A 25114-nucleotide genomic window follows, 5' to 3' on the forward strand; every position below is an offset into this window, starting at 1 on the left:
GCTGTGGAGCGGAGCCGGGTTGTCGGAATCTGCCGGCGATGGGGTAGGCTGTGCCCGCACTGCCAAGGATCAGCGGGTACGGATCATGTCGATCTATGCATTGAAAGGACGTTTCCAGGACCTGTTGCGTCCAGCCGTACGCGGTCTGTACCGCATGGGGATCACCGCCAATACGGTGACCGTGGCCGCCGCCGTGGTCTCGCTGCTGGTGGCCGCCGCCGTGTGGTGCTGCGCGCCGTCCCAGCCCCTGCTGTACCTGCTGCTGCCGCTGTGGATGCTGCTGCGCATGGCACTCAACGCGGTGGACGGCATGCTGGCCCGCGAGTTCGGCCAGCAGTCGAGGCTGGGCGCCTATCTGAACGAGCTGTGCGATGTGATCGCCGACGCGGCGCTGTACCTGAGCCTGCTCAGCGTGCCGGGCGTGCGCCCGGAAGCGCTGTGGCTGCTGGCCTGGACGGCGGCCCTGAGCGAGTACACCGGGGTGCTGGGGCTGATGGTCGGTGCCAGCCGCCGCTATGACGGCCCGATGGGCAAGAGCGACCGCGCGTTCGTCATCGGCGTGCTGGGCCTGCTGCTGGCGTTCGGCTGGGGGGCTGCGATGACTGTCACTGGCGTGGCCGCGGCCATGGCGGTGCTGTGCGTGCTGACGATGATCAATCGCGTCCGTCGCGGACTGCGGGAAGCGGCGGTTTCGCCGAATTAATCAAGCAGATACAAAAAGACAATCAGGAGATTGCATGCGTCAGGCGCAGGAACGGGAATTCCACAGCTTCGACCAGGTACCGCTGTTCTACCGGTACTGGGCGAGCACCACCGCGACCCCAGCCACCAAGGCTGTCGTACTGCTGCATCGCGGCCATGAACATTCTGGCCGGGTCACCCACCTGGTCGATGAGCTGGACCTGCCCGACACCGCCTTCTTCGCCTGGGATGCACGCGGTAATGGGCGTTCGCCCGGCGCACGAGGCGATGCCCCGGGCTTCCCGGCGCTGGTGCGTGATCTGGACAGCTTCATCGCCCACATCGGCGCCGAGCATGGCATCGCGGTGGAAGACATCGTGGTGATCGCACAGAGCGTGGGGGCGGTGGTCGCCGCCACCTGGGTGCACGACTACGCGCCGCGCCTGCGCGCGCTGGTGATGGCTTCGCCGGCGTTCAAGGTGAAGCTGTACGTGCCGTTCGCACGCCCGGGCCTGGCCTTGATGCAGAAGCTGCGCGGCAATTTCTTCGTCAACAGCTACGTCAAGCCGCAGTGGCTGACCCACGATCCGGCGCGGGTGGAAAGCTACCGCACCGATCCGCTGATCACCCGACCGATCTCGGTGCGCGTGTTGCTGGGCCTGTACGAAGCGGCCGACCGCATCGTCGCCGATGCGCAGGCGATCAGCGTGCCGGTGCAGTTGCTGGTGTCCGGCTCGGATTTCGTGGTGCACCGTGGCCCGCAGGACCGCTTCTACGAGCGCCTGTCCAGCCCGATCAAGGAGCGCGTGCATCTGCCGGGCTTCTTCCACGACACGCTGGGCGAGCGCGATCGGGCGCCGGCGCTGGCGCGTATCCGCAGTTTCATCCAGGCACGTTTCGCCGAGCCGCTGCGCGAACTGTCGCGGCGCGATGCGCACCGCCATGGGCCGACTTTCGAAGAATCGGAGATCCTGGCCTGGCCGCCAGAGCGCAACAGCCTGCCCGACCTGCGCTGGCGCGTGGTGCGCGGTGGACTGCGCTTCGGTGGCACGCTGTCTGAAGGCATCGCGCTGGGCCTGCAGACCGGTTTCGATTCGGGCAGCACGCTCGACTACATCTATCGCGATGAGGCGCGCGGCAAGGGCCCGTTGGGGCGCATGGTCGATCGCAACTATCTGGATGCGATCGGCTGGCGCGGCATCCGCATTCGCGGCCAGCACCTGCAGGAACTGCTGCGCGACGCTGCCCAGCGCCTGCGCGGGCAGGGCGCGCCGGTACGCGTGCTGGACGTGGCCGCTGGTCATGGCCGCTACGTGCTGGAAGCGTTGGGAACGGGCGAGCAGCGTGCGGACCGCATCGTGCTGCGCGATTTCAGCGATCTGAACGTGACCCAGGGCAAGGCGCTGATCGAGCGCCTCGGCGCGACCGACATTGCCCGCTTCGAACAGGGCGATGCGTTCGATCCCGCGCAGCTGGCGACCGTGGACCCCGCACCCACGCTGGCGGTGGTTTCGGGGCTGTATGAACTGTTCCCGGACAACGATGCGGTGCTGCGCTCGCTGCAGGGCATTGCTGCGACGGTGCCGGCGGGCGGCTACCTGGCCTATACCGGCCAGCCGTGGCACCCGCAGCTGGAGTTCATCGCACGCGCACTGACCAGCCACCGTGGCGGCGCCGCGTGGGTGATGCGCCGCCGTACCCAGCAGGAAATGGACGAGCTGGTGCGCCTGGCCGGGTTCGAGAAGGTGGCGCAGCGTATCGACGAATTCGGCATCTTCACGGTGTCGCTGGCGCGCCGGACCGCGTGATGGCGACGCTCGCCGCATCCCCGCTGGCCGCAGAGGGGCGCCCCTGGCGGCGCGCCCTGTTGTGGCTGGCCCTGCTGGGCCCATTCTTCTTCGCCAGCTATGGCTTCGCCAACTGGATGGCCGGCCGCCATGCCGAACTGCCGGTGATGGCGTTCGGATGGGAAACGCAGATTCCGTTCGTACCGTGGACGATCGTGCCGTACTGGTCGATCGATCTGTTCTATGCGGTTTCCTTCTTCCTGTGCCGGCAACGTTTGGAGCTGGACCGGCATGCGTTGCGGTTGTTCAGTGCACAGTTGATCGCGGTGACCTGCTTCCTGCTGTGGCCACTGCGCTTCAGTTTCGAGCGGCCGGAGATCGGCGGTGTGTTCGGTTGGTTGTTCGATGTGCTGCTGGGCTTCGACAAGCCGTTCAACCAGGCGCCATCACTGCACATCGTGTTGCTGATCGTGCTGTGGGTGAAATTCGCGCAGTACCTGCATGGGGTGTGGCGTTGGGTACTGCATGTGTGGGCGCTGCTGATCGGCGTCTCGGTGCTGACCACATTCCAGCATCATTTCATCGATATCCCGACCGGCCTGCTGGCCGGTTGGCTGTGTGTCTGGCTGTGGCCGGAGCAGGGCACGCCACCCTTGCGTGCCTGGCGCACCGCGCGTGACGCCAGACGTTGGCGCCTGGCAGCGCTGTACCTGCTGGGGGCCGCTGCATTGCTGGTGCCGGTGGTGCTTCTGCGTGGCGCGGCGTTGTGGCTGCTGTGGCCGGTGGTATCGCTGCTGCTGGTGGCGTTGGCGTATGCGGGGCTCGGTACGGCGGTGTTCCAGAAGCGTGCCGATGGTCGCCTGACCATGGCGGCACGCTGGTTGCTGGCGCCGTACCTGGGTGCGGCCTGGATCAATTCGCGGCTGTGGACGCGCCGCGCGCCGCAGCCGGTGCCGGTGATGGACGGTGTATGGCTGGGGCGTGTTCCCTGCGCTGCATTGCCGGCACCCTTGGTCGGCGTGGTCGATGCCTGTGCCGAACTGTCCTGTCGTGCACCGGGCGCGGCGTATGCCAGCGTGCCGATGCTGGACCTGGTGGTGCCCACGCCGCACCAGTTGCGCGAGGCGGCCGAGGTCATCGAGCGGCTGCGTGCGCATGGACCGTTGCTGGTGTGCTGCGCGCTGGGCTATTCGCGCAGTGCTGCCAGTGTGGCGGCCTGGCTGTTGCGCAGTGGTCGTGCCACCGATACCGATGCCGCGGTGGCGATCGTGCGCACGGCACGTCCGGGCGTCGTGCTGGGCGCGGCGCATCTGCATGCCATCACTGCTGCAGCGGGAGTACGCACGTGAGTACGGTTCCCGATCTGGCGACCATGCAGCTGCTGCTGCGGCAGGGCCGTTGGCCGGCGGGCCTGTCGCTGGGCCTGCTGCTGGTGGCGCTGCTGCTGCTCGGCACCGAACCTGGCCTGGCGATGATTGCCGCCGGCGTGTTGCTGCTCAGTGTTGCCGCGGGCATCGCACAGATCTACCACGCGTGGCGGGTGGCGCTGGATGCCAGCCTGCTGCAGCTGCTGCGCGATGAAGGCCTGGAGGGTGACGCCGCCGCGCGCCGCACCGACCAGCTGTTGCACGCCAGTGGCCTGCGTCGCACGCAGCCCGACGCGCCGCTGCGCGGCTGGGATGCGCGCTGGGCCGGCATGCGTCGCCTGCTGCTGCGCCAGTACCTGCTGACCGCAGTGCAGTTCGCACTGCTGGTGCTGGCCGTGTTGTGGCCGCAGACGTGAACGGGAGGGACCGATGTTCGCTGAATTGATTGCGCGCGCCTGCAGTGGCGCGATCCATGTAGTGACCGGCGCCCGCGCGCTGTGGATCGGCTGTGCGCCGTCCAGCGAACGGCGCGTGTATTACGGCAACCACGCCAGCCATGGTGACTTCGTGCTGATCTGGTCGTCGATGCCACCGGCACTGCGGCGCCAGGTGCGCCCGGTGGCCGCGGCCGAATACTGGCAGCGCGATGGCCTGCGTCGCTACCTGATCGATGCGGTGTTCAACGGCGTGCTGGTCGAGCGCGAGGCCGGCCATCGCCAGCAGGATCCACTGCAGGCCCTGCGTGACGCGGTGGACGAAGACTGCTCGCTGATCCTGTTTCCGGAAGGTACCCGCAACGTGGGCGAAGAGCCGCTGCTGCCGTTCAAGAGCGGCATCTATCACCTGGCACGGCAACGCCCGGAGCTGGAATTCGTACCGGTGTGGATCGACAACCTGAAGCGGGTGATGCCCAAGGGCCGGTTCCTGCCGCTGCCGCTGCTGTGCACGGCCACCTTCGGTACGCCGCTGCGGCTGCAGGCCGACGAGGACAAGGCCGCCTTCCTGGCCCGCAGCCGGCAGGCGCTGCTGGACCTGGCGCCGAACGGGGGCAGGGCATGAGCTTCCTGATCGATGTGTCCGGCGACCTGGCCACGCAGAGTGTCGGCCAGCAGACCGGCCTGCTGTTTGCTGGCGTGGGTGCGGTGCTGGTGCTGGCCACGCTGGTGGCCGAGACATTGCGCTGGCGCCAGCGTGGACAGCCCAGCGCGGTGATCGCCAACCTGGTCTCGCGCATCCGCGCGTGGTGGGTGATGGCGATCGTGGTCGGGCTGGCGCTGTTCTTCGGGCGTGCCGGGGTGATCGTGCTGTTCGCGATCATCTCGCTGTTCGCACTGCGCGAGTTCATCACCCTGGCGCCGACCCGCTCGGGCGACTACTACGCGCTGCTGGCCGCGTTCTACATCGTGCTGCCGTGGCAGTACTACCTGGTCTGGATCGACTGGTACGGCATGTACACGCTGCTGATTCCGGTCTATGCGTTCCTGTTCCTGCCGATCCTGTCGACCATTGGCGGTGACACCACGCACTACCTGGAGCGGACCGCGAAGGTGCAGTGGGGGTTGATGATCTGCGTGTTCTGCATCTCGCATGTGCCGCTGCTGCTGAACCTGCACGTGCCCGGCCATGACCCGTCGCGCAACGTGCTGCTGTTCGCCTTCCTGGTGATCGTGGTGCAGTCCTCGGACGTGCTGCAGTACATCTGGGGCAAGCTGCTGGGCAGGCACCTGATCGCGCCGAAGCTGTCGCCGTCGAAGACGGTGGAAGGCTTCGTGGGCGGCGTGCTGAGTGCCAGCGCGCTGGGCGCGGCGCTGTGGTGGATCACCCCGTTCACGCCGCTGCAGGCGTTCGGCCTGTCGCTGCTGATCAACCTGATGGGGTTCTGGGGCGGCCTGGTGATGTCGGCGATCAAGCGCGATCGTGGCATCAAGGACTGGGGCCACATGATCGAGGGCCATGGCGGCATGCTCGACCGGCTGGACTCGGTGTGCTTCGCCGCGCCGGTGTTCTTCCACGTGGTGCGGTATTACTGGAAGGCGGGCGGCGGCGGTTGATTCTGCCGGCTTCCATCCACGCATGGCGTGGATCTACTGGCGGGCGGGGGCGGTTTACTCTGCCGGGCCTTCATCCACGCATGGCGTTGATCTACCGGTAGTGGGGGGGGGGGGGGGGGGGCTGCGACAGACTTGCAGACGTAAATGTGTTGGGGGGCGGGCGGCGGCCCGGGGGGGGGCGCGCCGCCCCCCCCCCCCCCCGGCGGGGGGGGGGCCCCCCCCCCCCCCCGCCACTACCCTGGTGCGCGCTTACGCGCTGATGCCGTATTCCTTCAGCTTCTTGCGCAGGGTGGCACGGTGGATGCCCAGCATCGCGGCGGCGCGGCTCTGGTTGCCTTCGCAGTGGTTGAGCACTTCCACGAACAGCGGAATCTCCATCTCGCGCAGCACGATCTCGTAGACATCGTCCGCATCGCAGCCATCAAGGTCACGCAGGTAGCGGCGCACGGACTGGGCGACGTGTTCACGCAGCGGTGGCCGGGGAGCGCCACGACTGTTGTCAGGACGAGAAAGGACAGCGTTCAAGGGGGTTCCCGATTCGGTTGGCCCGTGCGCGCGGAGCGCGCGGCCGGACGAGGTGGTGGCGGCCAGTCTAGCGCGAGCGTGCCCGGCCTGCCACGGCTGGTCGCCTCTCCCCGGTCAGAGGAAGTCGAAGGTGAATGCGACGGTGGACGCAGCGGGCTCCTGCAACCGGAAGGCGACGCGCGCGCTCTGGCCCGGTTCCAGCAGGGCTGCACCGGGGTTCTCGCCCAGGTACTGCGCGGGCGTGAACACGCCGCTGCCGATCACCCGGCCATCGGCATCGGACAATGACAACCGCAGGTCCGGCCACGCCTGTGCCCAGCGCGCATCGTTGCGGATGCTGGCCTGTACCTGCAGCACACCGGCCTGGCCCGGCAGGGGGCGGATCTCGCGGCTGGTCATGGTGAACGCAGCGGGTTCGTGCCAGGCAGGCAGGCTGCAGCGCAGCACGCCGCACAGCGTGCCCAGCCATGCGCGGTTGCCGGCGTCGGCGGCCAGCCGCGCGCGGTCGGCCAGCACGCTCTGCAGTACCAGCAGCAATGCCAGCCCGGCGACCAGCAGCCAGTGCCAGCGGGGTGCTGGCAGCGTGCGCGTGCGCGCGCTGCCGAGGAAGCTGGGGGCATCACTGGCGACCGCCGTTGCCTGCACCGCGACCGGCGCCGGTTCGATGGCCGCTGCTTCATCAACGATGACAACATCATCGTCGTGTCGCATCTCTGTCGCCGGTGGGCGTACCAGGTCGATGGGCTCGGCCTGCATCTGCTCCACAGGCGTTGCGTGCCCGGCTTCGTCCTGCATGCGCGCATCGGTCGCACGCGCATCGGTCGCAGGCGCAGGCTCACCCTCCGGCGTCGTGCGCAGGAAGGTGGCCAGGGGACGGCGCGGTGGGTTCGGCTCGGACATGCTCAGGGCGCGGGCTCGGATCCAGCGGTCATTCAACCACGATCAGGCGCGGCGCACGCCGGTGATGCGCATCCAGTCGCCATCCTGGGTGGCCTGCAGATCGTCGAACCATGCTGCATAGCGCTGCAGCAGTTCGCCTTCCTGGCCATGCAGGATGCCGGACAGGGCGATGCGGCCACCGGCAGCAACGCGCGCAGCCAGCAGTTCGGCCAGCGCATCCAGCGCCGAGGCGAGGATGTTGGCGACCACGATCGGATAGGTCGCGACCGGTTCGTCCTGCGGCAGGTACACATGCATGCGGGCCTGCTCGCCGTTGCGCTCGGCATTGTCGGCGGTGGCGACCAGGGCCTGCGGATCGTTGTCCACGCCGATGGCTTCGGCGGCGCCCAGCTTCAGCGCGGCCAGTGCGAGGATGCCCGAGCCGCAACCGAAGTCGAGCACGCGCTGGCCCTGCAGCAGGCCATCGACCGCCAACTGGTCCAGCCAGCGCAGGCACAGTGCGGTGGTCGGGTGGGTGCCCGAACCGAACGCCAGGCCCGGGTCCAACCGCACCACGGCGGCATCGGCGGCCTGTGCGGCATCGGGCAGTTCATGGTTCCACGGCACGATCCAGGTACGGCTGCCGAAGTCCATCGGCTGGAACTGGTCGAGCCAGGCACGTTCCCAGTCTTCATCCTCGACCGCGCGGAAGCTGCCGCTGCTCCAGTCCAGCTCCGGATCGAAGGATTCCAGTGCGGCCAGCAGCAACAGCGCGTTGCTGTCGGCGGGGAACAGCGCGCTCAGCACCAGCGTGTCCCACAGCGGGGTCTCGCCTACGCCCGGTTCGAGAATGGCCTGTTCGTTGCTGGTATCGGCCTCGGCATCGAGCAGGGTCACGGCCAGTGCACCAACGTCCTCCAGCGCATTTTCATAGCGGGGCTGGGTGGCTTCGGTGCAGCGCAGGGTCAGTTCCAGGAACGGCATGGTGGTGGGGGCAATCGCGGGAAAGGGGGCCATGCTAGACCATCGGGGCGTCTCCGTATTGCCTGAGATGCCGCTCGGAGATGAACGAAGCCCGTTCAGACAGGCCCGTCGGGCCTTGCTAAACTTCGTGCTTTCCTATGCGCCGCATCGCCTACCGCCGCCGATGGCCTTCGCTCCGACCCTGAAAACCTGGTTGCTCGTACTGCCGGCTGTGGCCGTGCTGGGCGTGGCCGGTTATCGGGCCAGCGGCCATGCTGCGACGTCTTCGGTAGCGTCGGCGGATCTGGCAGGTGCGGTCGCGGCCGCTGACAGTGCGGCGCCGCTGCCGGTGATGCCGGAGGCGCTCGCGCGCCGCCTGGCACCCTTCGAGCGTGGCAACGCATTGCCGTCCGGGCTGCCCCTGGATCTCCGCGCCGATATCGAAGACGCCACCGACCTGTATGCCTATGCTCAGCGGTTGCGTGCCCAGGCGGACGAAGGCAACCACGAGGCGCGCTGGATGCTCAGCCGTGTCTATGACTACTGCGCGCAGTACGCGGTCGATCCGGGTGGCTACCGCTTGGACAACAACGTGCTGGCCGGGCTGGGCCTGACCGCCGCACCGGCGATGGTGCAGGCGCGCGAACGCGTCGCGCAGCGTTGTGGTGGTTTCGTGCCGGGCGACAAGCTGGGCACGGCCTTGGTGCTGTCCGAACGTCGCAAGGCGGCCGCACAAGGCAATCTGGCTGCTGAGGCTGCGTTGTTCGCCGAGGGCGAACCGCTGCAGGACAGCCCCGAGTACCGCCGTGACCTGGTTGAACGGGTGCGCACCTCGCGCGACCCGGAGGCCTTCATGGCGATCGCACCGGGCATGGGCGTGCGCGCCTCGGGTGACCGCGCGCTCAACGGCCTGGTGGCGGGCGAGCAGCTCAGTGAACTCGCATGGCGGCTTGCGGCCTGCGAACTCGGTCTACCGTGTGGGGCAGACAGTGTGCTGGTCAACAGTTTTTGTGCGAACGGAGGGATCTGTTCGCAGGATGGTACGCAGGATTTCCGGGATTTCGTGTATGACGCTGCGGTATCGCGGCAGGGCGCTGGGAAGATGAAGGAATGGATCAAGCGATTGGTTGGAAAGAGGAACGAGCAATGAACTACCGCCGATTCCTGCACGGGGCCAAGTTCTGGTTCTGGGTGGCCCTGTTCGTGGCCTACTCGGCCGGCGCGGTTGGCCTGTTGATGATCGATACCTATGAAGATCGCTACCGGCATCTGTCGAAGGTGGAACTGACCACGGTGAAGGCGCAGGAAGACGTGCGCCGTGCCGGTGCCAGCCAGGTGGCCGCGGTCTATCGCGCGCAGAGCGGCATGCCGTTCGCGTCGCTGCCGGCGGGCAGCACCTTCCAGGTGGTGTGGCCGGATGGTTCGACCGAGACCATGGTGATCGTCGACCCGACGTCGCCCAATGGCGTGCGTCCGCTGGCGAACTCGCAGATTCCGGCCGAAGCTGCCGACAAGCGCTGATGCGCCTGCTGTAGCGCCGAGCCCACGCTCGGCTGAGCTTTCCGGCAAGCCGAGCATGGGCTCGGCGCTGCAGCAACAGAAAAGGGCGGGGATATCCCCGCCCTTTTCATGTCCAGCACGTGGCGCCGATCAGGTCAGCGCGATCGGCTTGTTCTTGCGTTCGGCCAGGCGCTTTTCCAGGTAGTGGATGTTCTGGCCACCGGCCTGGAAGCCCTTGTCGCGCATGATCCGCTGCTGCAGGGCGACGTTGGTCTTGATGCCATCGACCACCATTTCGCTCAGTGCCACGCGCATGCGGGCAATGGCGGTTTCGCGGTCCGGGCCGTGCACGATCAGCTTGCCGATCATCGAGTCGTAGTTCGACGGCACGCGGTAGCCACTGTAGATGTGGGTGTCCACGCGCACGCCGGGGCCGCCCGGCGGATGGAAGCCGGTGATGGTGCCCGGGCTCGGCACGAAGGTTTCAGCATCTTCGGCGTTGATGCGGCACTCGATGGCATGGCCGGTCAGCACCACGTCGCTCTGCTTGATCGACAGCTTCTGGCCGGCGGCGATCTTCAGCTGCTCGGCCACCAGGTCGATGCCGGTGACCATTTCGGTGACCGGATGTTCCACCTGGATGCGGGTGTTCATTTCGATGAAGTAGAAGCGGCCGTCCTCGTACAGGAACTCGAACGTGCCGGCACCACGGTAGCCGATGCGTACGCAGGCTTCGGTGCAGACCTTGCCGATCTGCTCGCGCTGCTCGGCAGTGATGCCCGGTGCCGGCGCTTCTTCCACCACCTTCTGGTGGCGGCGCTGCATCGAGCAGTCACGCTCGCCCAGGTGGATGGCGTTGCCCTGGCCGTCGGCCAGTACCTGGATTTCCACGTGGCGCGGGTTCTCCAGGAACTTCTCCATGTAGACCTCGCCATTGCCGAACGCGGCCTTGGCCTCGCTCTTGGTGGTTTCGATCGAGGTCTTCAGCGAGGCTTCGGCGTGCACCACGCGCATGCCGCGGCCACCGCCACCACCGGCCGCCTTGATGATGACCGGGTAGCCGATCTCACGGGCGATCTTGGTGTTGGCGACGATGTCTTCGCCCAGCGGGCCGCCCGAGCCGGGCACGCACGGCACGCCGGCGGACTTCATCGCGCGGATGGCTTCGACCTTGTCACCCATCATGCGGATGGTGTCGGCCTTGGGGCCGATGAAGATGAAACCGGACTCTTCCACGCGCTCGGCGAAGTCGGCGTTCTCCGACAGGAAGCCGTAGCCCGGGTGGATGGCCTGGGCGTCGGTGACTTCCGCCGCGGCGATCAGTGCCGGGATGTTGAGGTAGCTCTGCGGCGACGGCGCCGGACCGATGCAGACCGACTCGTCGGCCATGGCCACGTGCTTGAGGTTGCGGTCGACCGTGGAATGCACGGCCACCGTGCGGATGCCGAGGGTGTGGCACGCGCGCAGGATGCGCAGCGCGATTTCCCCTCGGTTGGCGATGACGACTTTGTCGAGCATGGCGTGCCCCTCAGCCGATCACGAACAGCGGCTGGTCGAATTCGACCGGCTGGCCGTTCTCGCCGAGGATGGCGACGATGGTGCCGGACTTGTCGGCTTCGATCGGGTTGAACATCTTCATCGCTTCGATGATGGCCAGGGTCTCGCCTTCCTTGACCTGCTGGCCAACGCTGACGAACGCCGGCTTGTCCGGGGCGGACGACGCGTAGAAGGTGCCGACCATCGGCGAGCGCAGCACGTGGCCTTCCGGCAGCGCCGGGCCCGGCTTGGCGGTGCCACCGGTGGAGGCTTCGGTCGGCGACTGCATCGGCATCGCCTGCGGCGCCGGAGCGGCCGGAGCGGCGTACACCGGGGCGGCGACCGGGGCGGCATAGCCGGCCACCGGGGCGCGCGACAGGCGCACCGACTCTTCGCCTTCCTTGATTTCGATTTCAGCCAGGTTCGACTCTTCCAGCAGGTCGATCAGCTTCTTGATTTTGCGGAGATCCATGGTGGCCTCTTTGCTCTTGATGTCAGTGTGGTGGGAAGCGCATCGCGCTCGGGTCAAAGCAGTTCGTAGAACTCGCGCAGCTGCCGCGTACGGTCGCGCGTCTGGGTGATCAGGCACTGCATCTTCGCAGGGTTGCGCGAGGTGCCGTCTGCATTGAAGGCGTAGACTGCCTCGCAGTCTGCATCGCGCAGGGTTATCCAGATGCGCTGGGCCTTCACCAGCTGCTGTTCGGCCGCTGCGCAGCGGCTGCAGCTGCCATCGGCGGCCTGCGCCTTCAGTTCGCCGCGCGCCTGGACGTAAACGGCGTTCAATGCGCTGTCGGCGTCATCCAGGCGGTCGGAATCGCACATGTCGCGCTCGTAGCCGCCGGTCGCCTGCGCGCAGTCAATGCCGGCGGCCGCGCGCTCGGCGGCGACGCTGGCGCCGCACACGCCGGCCCACAGCACGATGCAGGCAAGCATTCTTGGGAGCATCTTCACGCGCGGGCCGCCTGCACGCGCAGCAGCGCCGCGTCCATCGCGTAGCGGTAGCTGTCGGCGCCGAAACCGCAGACCACGCCCACGGCCTTGTCACTGAAGTAGCTGTGCTGGCGGAACGGTTCGCGGGTATGCGGGTTGGACAGGTGGATCTCGATGAACGGCACCGCCACCGCCGCCAGCGCATCGCGCAGGGCGACCGAGGTGTGGGTGAAGGCGGCGGGGTTGATCAGGATGAAAGCGGTTCCGTCGTCGCGTGCGGCCTGCACGCGGTCCACCAGCACGTGCTCGGCATTGGACTGCAGGCTCTCCACCGCGTGCCCGGCAGCCGAGGCCTGGGCGGCCAGCGCGTGGTCGATGTCGGCCAGCGTGGTGTGGCCGTAGACCTCCGGCTCGCGGGTGCCGAGCAGGTTGAGGTTGGGGCCGTGCAGGACCAGCAGCTTCGCCATGGGATCCGGAAGACGGGAAAGGGCGGCAGTCTGGCGGAACCGGCGGATGCTGTCCAGTTCGGCGAAGTTTGCAGCGTTTCAATCGATTGTTTGAAATTCCCCGGAGGGCTTGCGGCCGTATGGCGGGCGCTGGATCAAGGCGCGCTGAACGCCGTGCAGCTGGGGGATGCGTGCACGTAGGCCGACGATGGCGGCAGGCCGGGCGATGACCGATGCCGCAACGGGCGGTGATGCGGTAGATCCACGCCATGCGTGGATGAGGGAAGTTCGGTGCGCAGCAGGCTACGCACCCACCGAGGGGCAGCCCATGGTGCGCTGCACGCCACCCACCGCCCCCGCCACGCACCCGCTCACGTCTCCAGCGGCACCGTCGGCACCACGTTCGGGAACACCTCCTCCAAGGGCTCCCGTTCCCCCGGCTTCGGTGCCGGCCAGTTGTAGGCGTTCACCGGCTGCGCGCGGTTCACCCACAACGCGTAATACAGATGGTCGGCGCGGCCATCACCGGTATTGGGGTGGATCAGGATGGTCAGGCCCAGGCTGTTGAGCTGCAGCCAGGGCACCAGCACCGGCAGCAGGTCGTTGGTGAAGCCGAAATAGAACGACGGGGTGACGTGCGGTCCGCGTGGTTCCAGGTTCCAGTTGCCCAGCTCCACCGGGAAGCGCTCGGCCGCCCAGCGCCGCAGCAGCGCAGCTTTCTCGAAGCTGTCCTCGTCGAAGTAGATATGCGCGTGATAGCTCTTGATGTCGGTGTAGGCACGTGGGGTCGCGGGCAGGGTGGCCTCCCCGGGACGCACGCTGGCTGGGCGCGGGGTCGGTTCGCTGGCGGTGACCTGGCCCCAGGGGCTGCTGCCCTTCACCGGCGGCGGGACGATGGCACGGAAGCCGGGGCGCCCGGGTTCGGTGGTGTTCACCGTGCTTTCGCCGCGCGGGGCTGCGGCGGCGGTCGACGCACTGGCCAGGCCGCCGGCGGCCAGACCGGCTGATGCGATCAGGCGGCGGCGTGTGGGCGAAAGCAGGTCGGCCCAGTGGGCGTCATCGTCGCCGGCGTCGATCAAGGTCAGCGGGTCCGGGTGCATGAAGGGCTCCGTGGCGGCATCGTGTGGGCAGGCAAGCACGCTCGGGCACCTGCATCCACAGCGTCCAATAAGCAGGTGGCATCACCTCATGCAGGTTTGCGCCGTCGTCGTTGAGCCCGGCTGCAGGGCGGGCTAGGGTGCAGGTCTGCCGCCCCGGAGCCCGCCATGACCTCGCCCGATGCCGATACCCAACGCAAGCGCGCGGCCTTCCGCCAGCTGCATTCAGCAGGGTGCTTCGTACTGCCCAATCCATGGGACGTGGGCAGTGCGCGCTACCTGCAGCGGCAGGGCTTCCAGGCACTGGCCACGACCAGTGCCGGCTGTGCCTGGAGCGAAGGGCGGCCGGACGGAGCGGTTTCGCTGCAGGCCACGCTGGAGCATCTGCGCCTGATGGCGGCAGCGACGCCGCTGCCGTTGAACGCCGATTTCGGCGATGGCTTCGGTGCCACGCCACAGGCGGTGCAGGAGGCGGTGGCCGCGGCGATCGACACCGGCATCGCGGCGTTGTCGATCGAGGATGCCAGCGGCGTCGCCGATGCACCGCTGCGTCCGATCGATCAGGCGGTGGAGCGCATGCGCGCTGCCCGTGCAGCCATCGACCGCGCGGGCGGCGACGTGCTGCTGGTTGGCCGTGCCGAGAACTTCTTCGTCGGCGTGCTGGATCTGCCGGACACCCTGCAACGCCTGCGCGCCTATGCCGAGGCCGGTGCAGACGTGCTGTATGCACCAGGCATCAGCACGCGCGAGCAGATCAGCGCGGTGGTTGCCGCCGCAGGGTCGAAGCCGGTGAACCTGCTGGTCGGTGGGCCGACACCGCTGCGCCTGCAGGACATCGCCGCACTCGGCGTGCGCCGGGTCAGCCTGGGCGGTGCGCTGGCGCGTGCTGCATGGGGCGGACTGATGCAGGCGACACAGCCGATCGTGCAGGACGGACGCTTCGACGGCCTGCAGCAGGCGGCTTCGGGCGCAGCCTTGAACGCCCTGTTCCGCTGACGGAAACCCCGGCATTGGCCCTGGCCAGAAGACGGAAGTAGATCCACGCCATGCGTGGATGGATGCGCCTGCGATTACAGCGCTTCCATCCCACCCTTGGGCAGCGTCACCCCAGGCTCCAACGCTGGCAGCAGTTGCCGCAGCAGCGCGGGATTGTCCAGCAACGCAGCACCGTCAATGAAACTCCATTGGGCTGTGCCGACGCGGCGCACGGCGAGCATGAACGAGGTGCTGCGCATCGGCGCCTCGCGCACGCGCAGCAGCGACTGGCGTGGCACGAAGCAGACTTCCTCATCACCGGCTGCATAGGTGTGGCCCGGCACGCCGGCCTCGTCGCTGATGATGGTGACCCCGGCCTTGCGCAGCTCTTTCAGGGTGTCGCGAGTCATATGCGCATAGGCCTCATCGCCCCCGGCCAGGCGCTTCAGGCTGGGATGGGTTCGGGCGATGATCAACTCGGCATCGCCGCGGGCGAATGCGCCCATCATCGCCTGCACGTCCTGGCGCAATGCGGCCGAGTCTTCCGGACTGAGCTCACCGGCCAGCGCTGGCGCAACGGCCATTGCCATCGGCAGGGCCAGCAGAAGGGCGAGCAGGTATCGGTGCATCGTCGGGTATCTCAGCGGGAACCGCCGCACTATACGGCGGATGCGGAAACAGCGTCCCACGCATGGCGCTGGTGTCCCGGGCGCCATTACCTACTATTGGTAGGTAGTGAATTCCGGACATCCCCCATGCACACCCTCATCGTTACCGCCCATCCTGAATCCGCCGCGTTGACCCATGCCATCGCCAGGCGCATCGGCGAAGCCATCACCGCAACGGATACCGCCAATACCGTGACCCATGCCGATCTGATGGCCGAAGGCTTCGATCCGCGCTTCAACACGCACGACCAGGCGCTGTTCCGTGGCACCGGCGCACCTCCAGCCGACGTCGCCGCCGAGCAGGCGCGGCTGGATGCTGCCGACACGCTGGTACTGGTCTACCCGCTGTACTGGTGGTCGTTCCCCGCACTGCTGAAGGGCTGGATCGATCGCGTGTTCACCCAGGGCTGGGCCTACCAGGACGGTGCAGACGGCAAGGTGCAGAAGAAGCTGCAGCGGTTGCGCGTGCACCTGGTCGGCATCGGTGGGGCCGGCGCGGACATGATCGAACGGCGCGGCTACGGCGCGGCGATGAAGACGCAGATCGACATGGGCATCTTCGACTACTGCGGCGCGCACGTGCTGACGTCAGAACTGCTGCTGGATGCCGATACCGGTGCGGCCGAAACGCATCTGCAGACCGCGCTGGCGATCGGCCGTAAAATTGGAACTCCGATGCACTGATCGCCGTGTTCCGCCGATGCCTGCCAACGCCGCTCCCACGCGCCGTCGATTGACCCGCGAGCAACGCGCCCGCCAGTTGCTGGACGTGGCCTGGGCGCTGGTTGGTGAAGAAGGCACCGACGCGTTGACCCTGGGCCGGCTGGCCGAGGCCGCGGGCGTGACCAAGCCGGTGGCCTACGATCACTTCGTGACCCGCAACGGCCTGCTGGCCGCGCTCTACGATGACTACGACGGCCGCCAGACGGTGGTGTTCAACGAGCGCATCGGCCGCGCACGGGCGCAGTTGGCCGATCGTGCGGCGGCCATCGCCTCCGGCTACATCGACTGCATCCTCAGCCAGGGCAGTGAAGTGCAGGGCATCCTCGCCGCGCTGGTGGGCGCTCCGGAACTGCACGAGGTACGGCGGCGTTACCAGCAGGATTTCATCGACAACTGCGACGCCTGGCTGGGCCCGTTTGCTGCCGACGGCACGGTGCCACTGGCCGGGCGCTGGGCGATTCTCGGTGCGGCCGAAGCCCTGTCCGAAGCCGTGGCAGCAGGCGCGCTGGACAAGGCCGCAGCCGAAGCCGAGCTGCAGCGGCTGATCGTGGCGACGGTCAAGCGGCGCTGAGCCGCTCAGGCGTCGGCGGTGCTGTCGGCCAGCGCCGCGAACCCGGCGGCCAGCCGCTCGCGCACAAGGGCATCGCGTGCGTCGCGGCTTTCAGAACCCAGCACCACGGTGATCAGGCGTACCGGCTGATCCCGCCCGGGCACTGCCCGGCAGGCGGTGGCGGCCAGGCAGAAGCCTGCGGCCTGGGTGTAGCCGGTCTTCAAGCCATCCACGCCGTCATCGCCAAGCAGGGCGTTCTGGTTGCTGCGGCTGAAGCTGCCGTGCGCGAACACGCGCTGCGCGGTGATCGCCAGGATCTGCGGATGATCGTTCAACAGGCAGGCGGCCAGCACCGCCATGTCGCGCGCGCTGGACGCATGGTGCGGGGTGGTGATGCCGGACACGCTGGCGAACCAGCTGCTGCGCAGGCCGAGCTGGCGTGCGTGCCGGTTCATGCGCTCCAGGAACGCAGGCTGTGATCCGTCCAGATGGCGCGCGATGGCCAGCGCCGCGTCATTGCCGGAGACGATCATCAGTCCTTCCAGCAGGCGCGCGAGGGTGACTGTTTCACCGGGAACCAGGCCCATGCGCGTTTCATCATCGGCCACCGCGTGCACATCCCCGGCGGCGATGGTGACCGCGTCGTCCCACGCGCCTCCGTTCTCTTCGACGCATTCGTACGCCGCATAGGCGGTCATCAGCTTGGTCAGCGAGGCCGGTTGCCTGGCGATGTCCGCGTTGTGCTGGTGAATCACCGCGAACGTTGCCGCATCGAGGGTGATGGAGGACAGCGGTGCATGCGCAGGAGCAGGAGACGGCATGGAAACGAGGATGGCAGTGGGGGCCCTGCAGGATAGTGTGCAGTGGCTGCACGAAGCTGCAATATTGCAACGATATAACGTATCGACATTGTGGGCCGCCGATGGCCCGACGGGACACCCGATGACTGCACGCATTCCACGCCGCTGGCTTCATTCTTCGTTGCTGCTCGCGCTGGCCGCACTTGGCGGCTGCCAGCCCAATCTGCGCGCCGAGGCTGTTGCTTCCGGCCCAGCGCGCCCGCACAACGTGATCGTGATGATCAACGACGGCGCCGGTTGGGGCACCTGGGACGCCGCCGCCTACTGGCAATACGGCAGCCGCGAACGGGCGCCGTATGCGGATTTTCCGCAGCGCCTGGCGGTAACCACCTTCCCGTTGAACGCCAGCAGCCAGCCGACCCGCGACAACGCGCAGACCCTGGGCTACGACGCGGGCAAGGCCTGGGATGACACACCGGTTCCTGCGCAGGACCTGCCGTTTGCGGGCTACCAGTACCTGGCTGCGGTGGCTACCGACAGTGCGGCGGCGGGCACCGCGTTGTCCTCGGGCATCAAGACCTACAACAACGCCATCAACTTCAACAACGATGGCAATCCGGTCGAGTTCAATACGCTGCGCGCCAAGCGCCTGGGCATGGCCACCGGCGTGGTGACTTCGGTACCGTTCGCGCATGCCACGCCGGCCGCGTTCGCGGCGCAGAACGAATCGCGCAACAACTATCACGCCATCGCCCATCAGATGCTGGCGCAGGGGCATATGGATCTGGTGATGGGCACCGGCGGCCCGGGCTACAGCGTTGATGGTCGCGCCTGTGACGAGAGTGCCGGCGCGGCCAAGGCCGAGGGCTGCGCGAATCCATGGGAGTGGGTGTCGCCGCAGGATTGGCAGCAGCTGGAAGCGGGCAGCACCATTGCCGGCAATCCGTCCGGGCCGTGGCGCCTGATCCGCAGCAAGGAAGCGTTCGCCGCGCTGGCGCAGGGACGGTTGCCGGCCGACCGGCCGCTGATCGGTGTACCGCGCGTGGCCAACACGCTGCAGCAGGCGCGCCAGCTGCAGGTGCTGGGCAAGGATGCGGCCACGCCTTCCGGTGTGAGGAAGATCGACAGCGTGCCGGATCTTGCGACCATGACCCGTGGTGCGCTGCAATTCCTGCAGCAGCGTTCGTCCAACGGCCTGTTCCTGATGGTGGAAGGCGGCGCCACCGACTGGGCGGCGCATACCAGTGCCTGCGGCACTGAATGGCACTACGGCCAGTGCAGCGACCAGCCGCAGTACGGCCGGCTGATCGAGGAAACCGTGGAGTTCAACGACGCGGTGACAGCAGTGATCGAGTGGATCGAACGCAACGGTGGCTGGGAGCGCAACCTGCTGATCGTCACCACCGACCACGACAACAGCATGCCGATGGGCCCGGATGCACAGAACGTCGCCTTCGAGCCGGTGCGCAACAACGGCCGTGGGCGCATGCCCGGGATCAGCTTCCGTCCCACCGGCAACCATTCCAATGCGCTGGTGCCGTTGTGGGCCAAGGGCGCGGGCGCGGAGCTGCTGGGCCAGCGCGTGCGGGGCGTTGATGCCGGCTACCGTCAGCACGTGCGCTGGAACGACGGCAGTTACATCGACAACACCGACGTGGCTGCCGCGGTGGAGGAAGCGCTGCAGCGTTAGGGGTGTGCCGGCCGCTGGCTGGCAGCTGCAGGTTTCCCGGTCGACGAGTTTGCCGGCCAGCGGCCGGCACTACCGGGGGCGGTGCTGGGCGGCGGCGTCGGCGACGGGCTGGCCAGCTGGCGTGCCAGCTCGGCACTGGCCACGTGGCCGTGCAGGAACAACAAGCCGCTGAAGATGTTCATGAGCGTGCCTCCACTTGAGTGGATTGCACGATACGGGCAGCATGGACGGGCAAAAAGCGACATTTCCGCAAGCATGCCTTGAGAGGAATTCAAGCCTGATGTCCCGCCCTCCGCTCCACGCCCTGCAGGGCTTCGTGGCTGCTGCCCGGCTCGGCAACCTGTCGCGTGCCGCGGCGTCGATGAATGTGACCGTCAGTGCGCTCAGCCATCAGATGCGGCAGCTGGAAGAACGGCTCGGGCAGCCGCTGCTGATCCGCCAGCCGCGTGGTGTCACCCTCACCCTTGAGGGGCAGCGCCTGCTCGACCAGGTCGGACCGCATCTGGATGCGATCAACGAAGCCTTCCAGCCCTATGCCGCACGTGCCGAGCACGTGCTGACGATCAGCGCGGTGCCGTCGATGGCGTCGGCCTGGCTGGTGCCGCGCCTGGGTCACTTCGTGGCCGAGCATCCACAGATCGAGATCAACCTGCAGTCGAGTGAACGCCTGATCGATTTCGAGCGGCAGCGCCAGTTCGACGCCGCGCTGCGTCTGGGCAGCGGGCAATGGCCGGGCCTGGTGGTGGAACCGCTGTTCGACGAGTGGCTGGTGCCGATGGCGAGCCCGGCGCTGATCGAACGCATGGGCGGCATTGACCGTGTGCCGTTGACCCGGTGGCCGCTGCTCGGTGATCCGGACGGCGCGTGGGGCGCCTGGTTCGCGTTGAGCGGGCAGAGCCCGCCGTCGCGTTTCGTGGCGGTGCTGGATGATTCGGAGGCGCACCATCGCGCCGCTCTGGATGGCGTGGGCGTAGCGCTCGGGCGGGTGACGCGGGCGCGGCTGCTGCTGGATTCGGGCCAGCTGGTTGCACTGTCCAGCCAGCGCCTGAAAACCGACTGGCCGCATTGGCTGGTGTACCCGCAGCGCTCGGCCAGCCATCGCGGTTTCCTCGCGTTCCGCGACTGGCTGCATGCGCAGGCCGCCGAGCATGTGCGGCACATGGCAGACGCACATCTATAGCGCCGAGCCATGCTCGACCATTGCATCTGGATCTGCAGCGTCGAGCCATGCTCGACCATTGCATCTGGATCTGTAGCGTCGAGCCATGCTCGACTGCTGGTGCTCGACTCTACAGTCATCGCACCAGCGTGACCGCCTGCCCGGCACGCGCGAACGCTGCCTCAAGCAACGGGCCGGCCTTGATCGCCTCCACTTCCTCGAACAACGCCCGCAATGCATCGGCCGGGCGTGAGGCCGGCGCCGCCACTGCCTGCTGGATCGCGGTGAAGCGGTCGGCCAGCACACGGTGGCCGGGATGCGCCTGCGCCCATGCTTCCAGCGGCTGGCGTACACCGGCGGCGGCATCCAGGCGCTGCTGATCGAACAGGGTGATGGCCGCCGCCGAGGTCTCCGCCCGCTCGATCGTGGCATGGCGCAGTTCGCGACTGAGGAACAGGTCATAGGCCGCGCCACGCCCCACCGCGATGCGCAGCCCCTCGCGATCCAGGTCGGCTACCTGCTGCGCAGGGCTGTCCGCGCGCACCAGATAGGTGCCTTCGATCTCCAGGTACGGGGCACTGAAGGCAATGCGGTCGGCACGTGCCGGATCGATGGCCAGGAAGGCCAGATCCCAGCCGTCTTCGCCTGCTGCCTCGACCACCGAGGCTGCGGCATCGTGGCAGGTGAAGCGAGCCTGCACCCCCATCCGTTGCGCCAATGCGGTAGCCAGTTCCAGTGAGGGGCCGCGCGGTGAGCGCGCATCGCCCTGTGCCAGCACCGGGTTGCCCAGGTTGATCGCCACGCGCAGGAAACCGTGTGGTGCCAGCGTACTTCGGTGGTCGGCCAGGGACATGCGGGACTCCACGGGGCAGGGGAGACCCAGCATGCCAACAACGGTGTCCGCGTGGCGTGGAATCAGCCGCGCGCGGCGAAGGTGCCGTGGAAGCCCAGTGGTACCGCATAGGGCAGCCAGGCCTGTGCCAGCGGACCGTCGTCCAGGTGGCGGGCATCGAGCACCGCCAGGCCGCTGCGCTTGTTCACCGGGTCAAGCAGGGTGCCGATCAGCCAGCCATCATCGGCGTTGCGGCTGCCCGGGCGCGGTACGAACACATGCTCTTCGGCCATGATGTCCGGGCCATAGTTCCAGAGCTGGCGGCGCCCGTGCTCGATGTCGAACGCGGCCACGGCGTTGAAGTACGGCGCATTGGCCGTGCCGTCGATGGTCGGCGCATACAGCCGTGCGCCACGTGTGTTCGCCGAGCGCGGGTCGAACAACGGGAACTCCACTGCGCTGATGCCCAGCGGCTGCCAGCGGGCCTGGCCACGACGCAGGTCCAGATGCAGCTCGACCAGGCTGGCGCCACTGTTGGCAGCGTGTGCGCCATCACCGGCCATCGCTTCCTTCATCGGCGAGCGCGCCTCATTGATGTCGTCGTGGCGCACTGCACGCAGCACGATGCCGCCATCGCGGGTGAACGCGTCGCCGAAGTGGTAGATCGCCGCGAACGGGGCCTCGAACCATTGCGCCTTGTCCGGCGCATCCTTGGCGACCACCGCGATGCGTACAGGACGCTGAGGTGCGAACTGCATGCGCTCGAAGAAGCTGCCGCCTGCGCCGGTGAAATCGAACGGCATCATCACGAACACCAGGTGCTGGTCGGTCATCGCGAAGGCATGCAGGTAGCCATGCTCGGGTGTTTCGATCACATTGGCGCTGCGCAGCTGGCCGTTCGCACCGATGTGCCAGACCAGCAGGCCATGGCCCCCCATCAGGCTGATCGAGCCGAAGTTCCAGAGGCTGCCGTCGCGGTCGCGCAGCGGGTGCGCCGAGAACGGCAGTGCAGCGAGGTCCGGACGCCAGGTCACCGGACCCAGTGTCTGCAGCGAATCGGGATCTACTTCGAACGCCGAACCGGACTCGCACAGCGCGAACAGGCGGCCATTGATCATGGTTACCGAAGTGTTCGCCACGTTGGCATCGTCGTTGTTTCGAACTGCCAGCGCACCGGGAACGCTGGTGCCGGCAGCCGGATACTGGAAGCGGCCGGCCTTCTGTTCACGGGTGAATTTCGGCGTGGCGACCATGCGCCCGTGATGGGTCAGGCTGCCATCACCATTGAAGCGCCAGCCATGCACCATGCCGTCGCCGTCGAACCAGTGGTCATAGCGGAAGCCATCGCGCTCGGTCCACGCCGGGCCGTTGCGGTACAGCGTACCGGCCAGGCCTGACGGCAGCTTTCCCTGCAACTGCACGGTGGTCGGGCCGAGGCTTTCGCTGCCGACGCTGCGCCAGCCAAGCAGCCACGGGTGTTCCTGCATGCCCTGCGCGAACCGCGCCGGGTCGCCGGCGAAGGCGGGAGCGCTGCGCAGCGCGGTGGCGCCCAGGGCCAGACAGGCACTGCTGCTGAGCAGGGTACGAAGGAAGCGGCGACGGTCCATGGTGGCCTCGGGTATGGATGCGGAATCAGCGCAGGGTGATGTCGATGGGGGTGCCGGCGGCCGGCACGTCGACGCGCGCCTCGTCGAAGGTCGGCTTGCGCATCACCTGCGGGTTGTTGCTGAAGCCGTAGCCTTCCACCGGCATCCCGACCAGGTTGGTGTCGAGCTTGCCGTTGTCGTTCTCGTCGTGGGTGAGCAGCACGGCATAGCTGCCGGCCGGCACGCCCTTGAACGTGAAGTGGGCACTGTCGCCGCTGGGCGCCGCCTGCTGGGCCTGCACGGGCCTGGCCTTGCCGTCCCAGGCGGCGGCGTTGTCGACCAGCGCAACGCGCAGGGTGCCGGTCTGCGCGCGGACGTCGTGCACGGTCACGGCCAGGTCGGCGGCGTGGGCACTGCCGACCAGGGCCAGGGCAGTCAAGGCAGTGCTGAGCAGGGCGGTGCGGATCATGGCAGTGGCTCCGGAAGTGTGTGTGGCGGTGTGGAGCCAGTCTGCGTGGGGCGCTGCACCGGGTTCAGGGCCAGTGGTCATCGATTCGACGTGCCAGAAGTCACTTTCTGCGCCGGACCCATTGCCGCCGGCGTGCGCGGCCGTCAGCATCTGGCCATGCCCAGCCTGTTCCGCCATCTGTTGCGTCCGCTCAGCCTTGCCGGCCTGATCACCGTGCTGGTGGTCGGCCTGTCGTTCGCAGTGCAGCGCAGTGGCGCCGGGCTGAGCCTGCTGTTGCTTGCTGTGTTCCTGCTGCTGTTCGTGGTGCACGGCTGGGCGTCGATGCCATCCCGCGTGCGCGCCGCTGCTGCGGTGTTGCAGGCGCTGCTGGCGGTTGTGCTGGTTGCGCTGCAGCCGCGTACCGGTACCGCCCCGGTGCTGCTGGTGGTGCTGGTTGCACAGCTGGCCGAACACTGGCCGCCGCGCTTCGTGCTGGGCGTTGCGCTGCTGGCCAACCTGGCGGTGTATGCCGTGCTCCGCCACAGCGGCTTCAGCCAGCCGCTGCTGGTGGTGCTGCTGTATGGCGGTTTCCAGGCCTTCGCCGCGCTGACCGCGCACTATGCGCGCAGCACGGCGCTGGCCCGCGATGACCTGGCCCGGGTCAACGCCGACCTGCTGGCCACCCGCGCGCTGCTGGCCGACAGCGCACGCGATGCCGAGCGCCTGCGCCTTGCGCGCGAGCTGCACGATGTGGCCGGGCACAAGCTCACCGCGATGCGGCTCAACCTGCGCGCCCTGGCCGCTGACCCTGCGCTGGCCGGCCGCGAAGGGCTGGTGCTGGCCGAACAGTTGTCCGGCGAGTTGCTGGCCGACATCCGCCAGGTGGTGCAGTCGATGCGCGATGATCGCGGCCTCGATCTGGCCACCGCGCTGCATGCGCTGGCCGCACCCTTCCCACGACCGAAGCTGCAGCTGCAGATCGGCGACGGGGTGCGCGTGGCTGACCCATTGATGGCCGAGACCGTGCTGCGGCTGGTACAGGAAGCCCTGACCAACGCCGCCCGGCACGGCAATGCGGACACCGTGTGGCTGACGATCAGTGAAGAGGATTCCCAGTTGCGTATCGATATCCGCGATGACGGCCAGCGCGCCGAACGCATCCGCGAGGGCAATGGCATCGCCGGCATGCGCGAGCGTCTGGCGGCCGTACAGGGGCGGCTGGAGTTGGCCCGAACCGCGCAGGGCGGCATGCATCTGACCGCGCGGTTGCCGGCATGAGTGCCGCCATGATCAGGGTGGCGCTGGCCGATGACCAGGCGCTGGTCCGCGCCGGCCTGCGCGCGCTGCTGCAGGGCCTGGGGGTGGACGTGGTGCTGGAGGCCGAGGATGGCCAGGCCCTGCTGGATGCGCTGGATACGCAGCGCGTGGACGTGGTGCTCAGTGACATCCGCATGCCAGGGCTGGATGGGATCGAGGCACTGCGCCAGCTGCGCGCGCGCGGCGATGCCACGCCGTGGCTGCTGCTGACCACCTTCGATGAAAGTGATCTGCTGCTGCGCGCCAGCGAGGCCGGCGCACAGGGCTTCCTGCTCAAGGATGCCGCGCCGGCCGACCTGCGCGAGGCCATCGAACGCGTTGCCGCTGGCGAGACCCTGCTGCTGCCGGTCAGTACCGATCCGGTGCGCGCGCGTTACCGCTTCCACGATGAAGCGCCGCCCACCGATACCTTCGGCGAACGTGAAGTGGCAATCCTGCGCCTGCTGGCCGGGGGCTACAGCAACAAGGAGATCGCGCGCAGCCTGTTCCTGGCCGAGGGCACGGTGAAGAACTACGTGTCCGCCATCCTGGACAAGCTCGGCACCCGCGACCGTACCCGCGCGGTCCTGAAGGCGATTACCCTGCGCATCATCTGAGTGGAGGT

The 25114-nt window shown here is 67.8% G+C and carries 29 protein-coding genes; 15 read left to right on the forward strand and 14 right to left on the reverse strand.

All coding sequences use genetic code 11. The features are described 5' to 3' along the window. The first annotated feature begins 85 nt into the window (after positions 1–85). Genes V3B64_RS05010 through V3B64_RS05035 form a run of 6 tightly spaced genes read left to right on the forward strand, consistent with a single transcriptional unit; the run spans position 86 to position 5886 of the window. Entirely contained in the window at positions 86–703 is a 618-nt protein-coding gene (locus V3B64_RS05010) for a CDP-alcohol phosphatidyltransferase family protein (RefSeq protein ID WP_134951646.1), read from the forward strand. 34 nt (positions 704–737) lie between these two features. Beyond that, on the forward strand, positions 738–2489 hold the full coding sequence (locus V3B64_RS05015; RefSeq protein ID WP_329913742.1) for a bifunctional alpha/beta hydrolase/class I SAM-dependent methyltransferase: 1752 nt from the start codon (positions 738–740) through the stop codon (positions 2487–2489). 23 nt (positions 2490–2512) lie between these two features. Continuing rightward, positions 2513–3817 carry a phosphatase PAP2/dual specificity phosphatase family protein gene (locus tag V3B64_RS05020; protein WP_329913810.1) on the forward strand — a complete coding sequence of 435 codons (1305 nt, stop codon included), beginning with the start codon at positions 2513–2515 and terminating at the stop codon, positions 3815–3817. Further along, a complete protein-coding gene (locus V3B64_RS05025) occupies positions 3814–4251 on the forward strand; it encodes a hypothetical protein (protein WP_121504256.1) in 438 nt (145 codons plus the stop codon). The genes V3B64_RS05020 and V3B64_RS05025 overlap by 4 nt, the downstream gene beginning before the upstream one ends. Before the next feature lie 13 nt (positions 4252–4264). Then, positions 4265–4894 carry a lysophospholipid acyltransferase family protein gene (locus V3B64_RS05030; RefSeq protein WP_032129554.1) on the forward strand — a complete coding sequence of 210 codons (630 nt, stop codon included), beginning with the start codon at positions 4265–4267 and terminating at the stop codon, positions 4892–4894. Continuing rightward, positions 4891–5886 (forward strand): phosphatidate cytidylyltransferase, encoded by a 996-nt coding sequence (locus V3B64_RS05035; RefSeq protein WP_032129555.1) that lies wholly within the window; start codon positions 4891–4893, stop codon positions 5884–5886. Before V3B64_RS05030 ends, V3B64_RS05035 begins: the two co-directional genes overlap by 4 nt. A gap of 249 nt (positions 5887–6135) precedes the next feature. Here V3B64_RS05035 and fis read toward each other — a convergent pair whose 3' ends face one another. The 3 genes from fis to prmA form a co-directional block, all read right to left on the reverse strand. Continuing rightward, positions 6136–6411 carry a DNA-binding transcriptional regulator Fis gene (gene fis / locus V3B64_RS05040; RefSeq protein WP_005419706.1) on the reverse strand — a complete coding sequence of 92 codons (276 nt, stop codon included), beginning with the start codon at positions 6409–6411 and terminating at the stop codon, positions 6136–6138. Between the two features lie 114 nt (positions 6412–6525). Then, positions 6526–7311, reverse strand: a complete 786-nt coding sequence (locus V3B64_RS05045; RefSeq protein WP_329913744.1) for a DUF3426 domain-containing protein — start codon at positions 7309–7311, stop codon at positions 6526–6528. Between the two features lie 42 nt (positions 7312–7353). Then, complete coding sequence (prmA, locus tag V3B64_RS05050; protein ID WP_049463300.1) at positions 7354–8274, reverse strand: 50S ribosomal protein L11 methyltransferase; 921 nt, start codon at positions 8272–8274, stop codon at positions 7354–7356. A 163-nt stretch (positions 8275–8437) separates the two neighbouring features. Between prmA and V3B64_RS05055 the strand changes: the two genes are divergently transcribed. Then, a complete protein-coding gene (locus V3B64_RS05055; RefSeq protein WP_032129558.1) occupies positions 8438–9403 on the forward strand; it encodes a hypothetical protein in 966 nt (321 codons plus the stop codon). Next, on the forward strand, positions 9400–9774 hold the full coding sequence (locus V3B64_RS05060) for a hypothetical protein (protein WP_010481078.1): 375 nt from the start codon (positions 9400–9402) through the stop codon (positions 9772–9774). The genes V3B64_RS05055 and V3B64_RS05060 overlap by 4 nt, the downstream gene beginning before the upstream one ends. A gap of 129 nt (positions 9775–9903) precedes the next feature. Here the strand turns inward: V3B64_RS05060 and accC are convergent, their stop codons facing one another. The 5 genes from accC to V3B64_RS05085 all read right to left on the reverse strand — a co-directional run bounded on the left by accC (position 9904) and on the right by V3B64_RS05085 (position 13765). Next, the gene (accC, locus tag V3B64_RS05065) at positions 9904–11271 is read right to left on the reverse strand and encodes an acetyl-CoA carboxylase biotin carboxylase subunit (RefSeq protein ID WP_032129559.1); all 1368 of its coding nucleotides are present in this window, start codon (positions 11269–11271) and stop codon (positions 9904–9906) included. A gap of 10 nt (positions 11272–11281) precedes the next feature. Further along, positions 11282–11761 carry an acetyl-CoA carboxylase biotin carboxyl carrier protein gene (gene accB / locus V3B64_RS05070; protein WP_032129560.1) on the reverse strand — a complete coding sequence of 160 codons (480 nt, stop codon included), beginning with the start codon at positions 11759–11761 and terminating at the stop codon, positions 11282–11284. A 53-nt stretch (positions 11762–11814) separates the two neighbouring features. Then, positions 11815–12222 carry a lysozyme inhibitor LprI family protein gene (locus tag V3B64_RS05075; protein WP_329913745.1) on the reverse strand — a complete coding sequence of 136 codons (408 nt, stop codon included), beginning with the start codon at positions 12220–12222 and terminating at the stop codon, positions 11815–11817. Between the two features lie 14 nt (positions 12223–12236). Then, positions 12237–12686, reverse strand: a complete 450-nt coding sequence (aroQ, locus tag V3B64_RS05080) for a type II 3-dehydroquinate dehydratase (protein WP_121504260.1) — start codon at positions 12684–12686, stop codon at positions 12237–12239. A gap of 350 nt (positions 12687–13036) precedes the next feature. After that, positions 13037–13765 carry a DOPA 4,5-dioxygenase family protein gene (locus V3B64_RS05085; protein ID WP_049401742.1) on the reverse strand — a complete coding sequence of 243 codons (729 nt, stop codon included), beginning with the start codon at positions 13763–13765 and terminating at the stop codon, positions 13037–13039. Between the two features lie 165 nt (positions 13766–13930). Between V3B64_RS05085 and V3B64_RS05090 the strand changes: the two genes are divergently transcribed. Further along, positions 13931–14758 (forward strand): isocitrate lyase/phosphoenolpyruvate mutase family protein, encoded by an 828-nt coding sequence (locus V3B64_RS05090; RefSeq protein WP_329913746.1) that lies wholly within the window; start codon positions 13931–13933, stop codon positions 14756–14758. 74 nt (positions 14759–14832) lie between these two features. On the opposite strand, the gene V3B64_RS05095 is transcribed toward V3B64_RS05090, so the two are convergent. Next, entirely contained in the window at positions 14833–15366 is a 534-nt protein-coding gene (locus tag V3B64_RS05095; RefSeq protein WP_329913747.1) for a hypothetical protein, read from the reverse strand. Positions 15367–15492: 126 nt separating this feature from the next. On the opposite strand from V3B64_RS05095, the gene V3B64_RS05100 reads away from it, so the two are divergent. After that, complete coding sequence (locus V3B64_RS05100; protein WP_121504263.1) at positions 15493–16089, forward strand: NAD(P)H-dependent oxidoreductase; 597 nt, start codon at positions 15493–15495, stop codon at positions 16087–16089. 16 nt (positions 16090–16105) lie between these two features. Then, positions 16106–16699, forward strand: coding sequence for a TetR/AcrR family transcriptional regulator (locus V3B64_RS05105; protein WP_032129566.1), 594 nt, complete (start codon positions 16106–16108; stop codon positions 16697–16699). 5 nt (positions 16700–16704) lie between these two features. Here the strand turns inward: V3B64_RS05105 and V3B64_RS05110 are convergent, their stop codons facing one another. Continuing rightward, a complete protein-coding gene (locus tag V3B64_RS05110) occupies positions 16705–17499 on the reverse strand; it encodes a D-alanyl-D-alanine carboxypeptidase family protein (RefSeq protein ID WP_329913748.1) in 795 nt (264 codons plus the stop codon). Between the two features lie 121 nt (positions 17500–17620). Between V3B64_RS05110 and V3B64_RS05115 the strand changes: the two genes are divergently transcribed. Then, complete coding sequence (locus tag V3B64_RS05115) at positions 17621–19168, forward strand: alkaline phosphatase (RefSeq protein ID WP_329913749.1); 1548 nt, start codon at positions 17621–17623, stop codon at positions 19166–19168. Here the strand turns inward: V3B64_RS05115 and V3B64_RS05120 are convergent. Continuing rightward, on the reverse strand, positions 19165–19350 hold the full coding sequence (locus V3B64_RS05120; RefSeq protein ID WP_121504266.1) for a hypothetical protein: 186 nt from the start codon (positions 19348–19350) through the stop codon (positions 19165–19167). The genes V3B64_RS05115 and V3B64_RS05120 overlap by 4 nt on opposite strands. Positions 19351–19448: 98 nt before the next feature. Here V3B64_RS05120 and V3B64_RS05125 point away from each other — a divergent pair, with 98 nt between their 5' ends. Next, a complete protein-coding gene (locus tag V3B64_RS05125) occupies positions 19449–20348 on the forward strand; it encodes a LysR substrate-binding domain-containing protein (RefSeq protein ID WP_049463274.1) in 900 nt (299 codons plus the stop codon). Between the two features lie 115 nt (positions 20349–20463). Here the strand turns inward: V3B64_RS05125 and V3B64_RS05130 are convergent, their stop codons facing one another. The 3 genes from V3B64_RS05130 to V3B64_RS05140 all read right to left on the reverse strand — a co-directional run bounded on the left by V3B64_RS05130 (position 20464) and on the right by V3B64_RS05140 (position 23214). Continuing rightward, positions 20464–21180, reverse strand: a complete 717-nt coding sequence (locus V3B64_RS05130) for an ABC transporter substrate-binding protein (protein WP_285303460.1) — start codon at positions 21178–21180, stop codon at positions 20464–20466. Positions 21181–21242: 62 nt separating this feature from the next. Further along, a complete protein-coding gene (locus tag V3B64_RS05135) occupies positions 21243–22766 on the reverse strand; it encodes a carotenoid oxygenase family protein (RefSeq protein ID WP_285303461.1) in 1524 nt (507 codons plus the stop codon). A 25-nt stretch (positions 22767–22791) separates the two neighbouring features. After that, positions 22792–23214 carry a DUF2141 domain-containing protein gene (locus V3B64_RS05140; protein ID WP_329913750.1) on the reverse strand — a complete coding sequence of 141 codons (423 nt, stop codon included), beginning with the start codon at positions 23212–23214 and terminating at the stop codon, positions 22792–22794. Positions 23215–23370: 156 nt separating this feature from the next. Here V3B64_RS05140 and V3B64_RS05145 point away from each other — a divergent pair, with 156 nt between their 5' ends. Both V3B64_RS05145 and V3B64_RS05150 read left to right on the forward strand, forming a co-directional pair. Then, on the forward strand, positions 23371–24471 hold the full coding sequence (locus V3B64_RS05145) for a histidine kinase (protein ID WP_107433198.1): 1101 nt from the start codon (positions 23371–23373) through the stop codon (positions 24469–24471). Then, complete coding sequence (locus tag V3B64_RS05150) at positions 24468–25106, forward strand: response regulator transcription factor (protein WP_201117472.1); 639 nt, start codon at positions 24468–24470, stop codon at positions 25104–25106. Before V3B64_RS05145 ends, V3B64_RS05150 begins: the two co-directional genes overlap by 4 nt. Positions 25107–25114 lie beyond the last annotated feature (8 nt).

Origin of the sequence: Stenotrophomonas sp. SMYL86, assembly GCF_036320025.1 — a bacterium.
GTDB lineage: Bacteria > Pseudomonadota > Gammaproteobacteria > Xanthomonadales > Xanthomonadaceae > Stenotrophomonas > Stenotrophomonas maltophilia_A.

What these genes read in the sequence shown, in the direction of transcription:
- V3B64_RS05130 (WP_285303460.1), bottom strand. Translation starts at nt 21,180, where the DNA reads ATGTCCCTGGCCGACCACCGAAGTACGCTGGCACCACACGGTTTCCTG.
- V3B64_RS05015 (WP_329913742.1), top strand. Translation starts at nt 738, where the DNA reads ATGCGTCAGGCGCAGGAACGGGAATTCCACAGCTTCGACCAGGTACCG.
- V3B64_RS05140 (WP_329913750.1), bottom strand. Translation starts at nt 23,214, where the DNA reads ATGATCCGCACCGCCCTGCTCAGCACTGCCTTGACTGCCCTGGCCCTG.
- accC (WP_032129559.1), bottom strand. Translation starts at nt 11,271, where the DNA reads ATGCTCGACAAAGTCGTCATCGCCAACCGAGGGGAAATCGCGCTGCGC.
- V3B64_RS05010 (WP_134951646.1), top strand. Translation starts at nt 86, where the DNA reads ATGTCGATCTATGCATTGAAAGGACGTTTCCAGGACCTGTTGCGTCCA.
- V3B64_RS05035 (WP_032129555.1), top strand. Translation starts at nt 4,891, where the DNA reads ATGAGCTTCCTGATCGATGTGTCCGGCGACCTGGCCACGCAGAGTGTC.
- V3B64_RS05100 (WP_121504263.1), top strand. Translation starts at nt 15,493, where the DNA reads ATGCACACCCTCATCGTTACCGCCCATCCTGAATCCGCCGCGTTGACC.
- V3B64_RS05095 (WP_329913747.1), bottom strand. Translation starts at nt 15,366, where the DNA reads ATGCACCGATACCTGCTCGCCCTTCTGCTGGCCCTGCCGATGGCAATG.
- V3B64_RS05150 (WP_201117472.1), top strand. Translation starts at nt 24,468, where the DNA reads ATGAGTGCCGCCATGATCAGGGTGGCGCTGGCCGATGACCAGGCGCTG.
- V3B64_RS05075 (WP_329913745.1), bottom strand. Translation starts at nt 12,222, where the DNA reads ATGCTTGCCTGCATCGTGCTGTGGGCCGGCGTGTGCGGCGCCAGCGTC.
- aroQ (WP_121504260.1), bottom strand. Translation starts at nt 12,686, where the DNA reads ATGGCGAAGCTGCTGGTCCTGCACGGCCCCAACCTCAACCTGCTCGGC.
- prmA (WP_049463300.1), bottom strand. Translation starts at nt 8,274, where the DNA reads ATGCCGTTCCTGGAACTGACCCTGCGCTGCACCGAAGCCACCCAGCCC.
- V3B64_RS05105 (WP_032129566.1), top strand. Translation starts at nt 16,106, where the DNA reads ATGCCTGCCAACGCCGCTCCCACGCGCCGTCGATTGACCCGCGAGCAA.
- V3B64_RS05055 (WP_032129558.1), top strand. Translation starts at nt 8,438, where the DNA reads ATGGCCTTCGCTCCGACCCTGAAAACCTGGTTGCTCGTACTGCCGGCT.
- accB (WP_032129560.1), bottom strand. Translation starts at nt 11,761, where the DNA reads ATGGATCTCCGCAAAATCAAGAAGCTGATCGACCTGCTGGAAGAGTCG.
- V3B64_RS05060 (WP_010481078.1), top strand. Translation starts at nt 9,400, where the DNA reads ATGAACTACCGCCGATTCCTGCACGGGGCCAAGTTCTGGTTCTGGGTG.
- V3B64_RS05125 (WP_049463274.1), top strand. Translation starts at nt 19,449, where the DNA reads ATGTCCCGCCCTCCGCTCCACGCCCTGCAGGGCTTCGTGGCTGCTGCC.
- V3B64_RS05135 (WP_285303461.1), bottom strand. Translation starts at nt 22,766, where the DNA reads ATGGACCGTCGCCGCTTCCTTCGTACCCTGCTCAGCAGCAGTGCCTGT.
- V3B64_RS05110 (WP_329913748.1), bottom strand. Translation starts at nt 17,499, where the DNA reads ATGCCGTCTCCTGCTCCTGCGCATGCACCGCTGTCCTCCATCACCCTC.
- V3B64_RS05090 (WP_329913746.1), top strand. Translation starts at nt 13,931, where the DNA reads ATGACCTCGCCCGATGCCGATACCCAACGCAAGCGCGCGGCCTTCCGC.
- V3B64_RS05120 (WP_121504266.1), bottom strand. Translation starts at nt 19,350, where the DNA reads ATGAACATCTTCAGCGGCTTGTTGTTCCTGCACGGCCACGTGGCCAGT.
- V3B64_RS05030 (WP_032129554.1), top strand. Translation starts at nt 4,265, where the DNA reads ATGTTCGCTGAATTGATTGCGCGCGCCTGCAGTGGCGCGATCCATGTA.
- V3B64_RS05085 (WP_049401742.1), bottom strand. Translation starts at nt 13,765, where the DNA reads ATGCACCCGGACCCGCTGACCTTGATCGACGCCGGCGACGATGACGCC.
- V3B64_RS05045 (WP_329913744.1), bottom strand. Translation starts at nt 7,311, where the DNA reads ATGTCCGAGCCGAACCCACCGCGCCGTCCCCTGGCCACCTTCCTGCGC.
- V3B64_RS05115 (WP_329913749.1), top strand. Translation starts at nt 17,621, where the DNA reads ATGACTGCACGCATTCCACGCCGCTGGCTTCATTCTTCGTTGCTGCTC.
- V3B64_RS05145 (WP_107433198.1), top strand. Translation starts at nt 23,371, where the DNA reads ATGCCCAGCCTGTTCCGCCATCTGTTGCGTCCGCTCAGCCTTGCCGGC.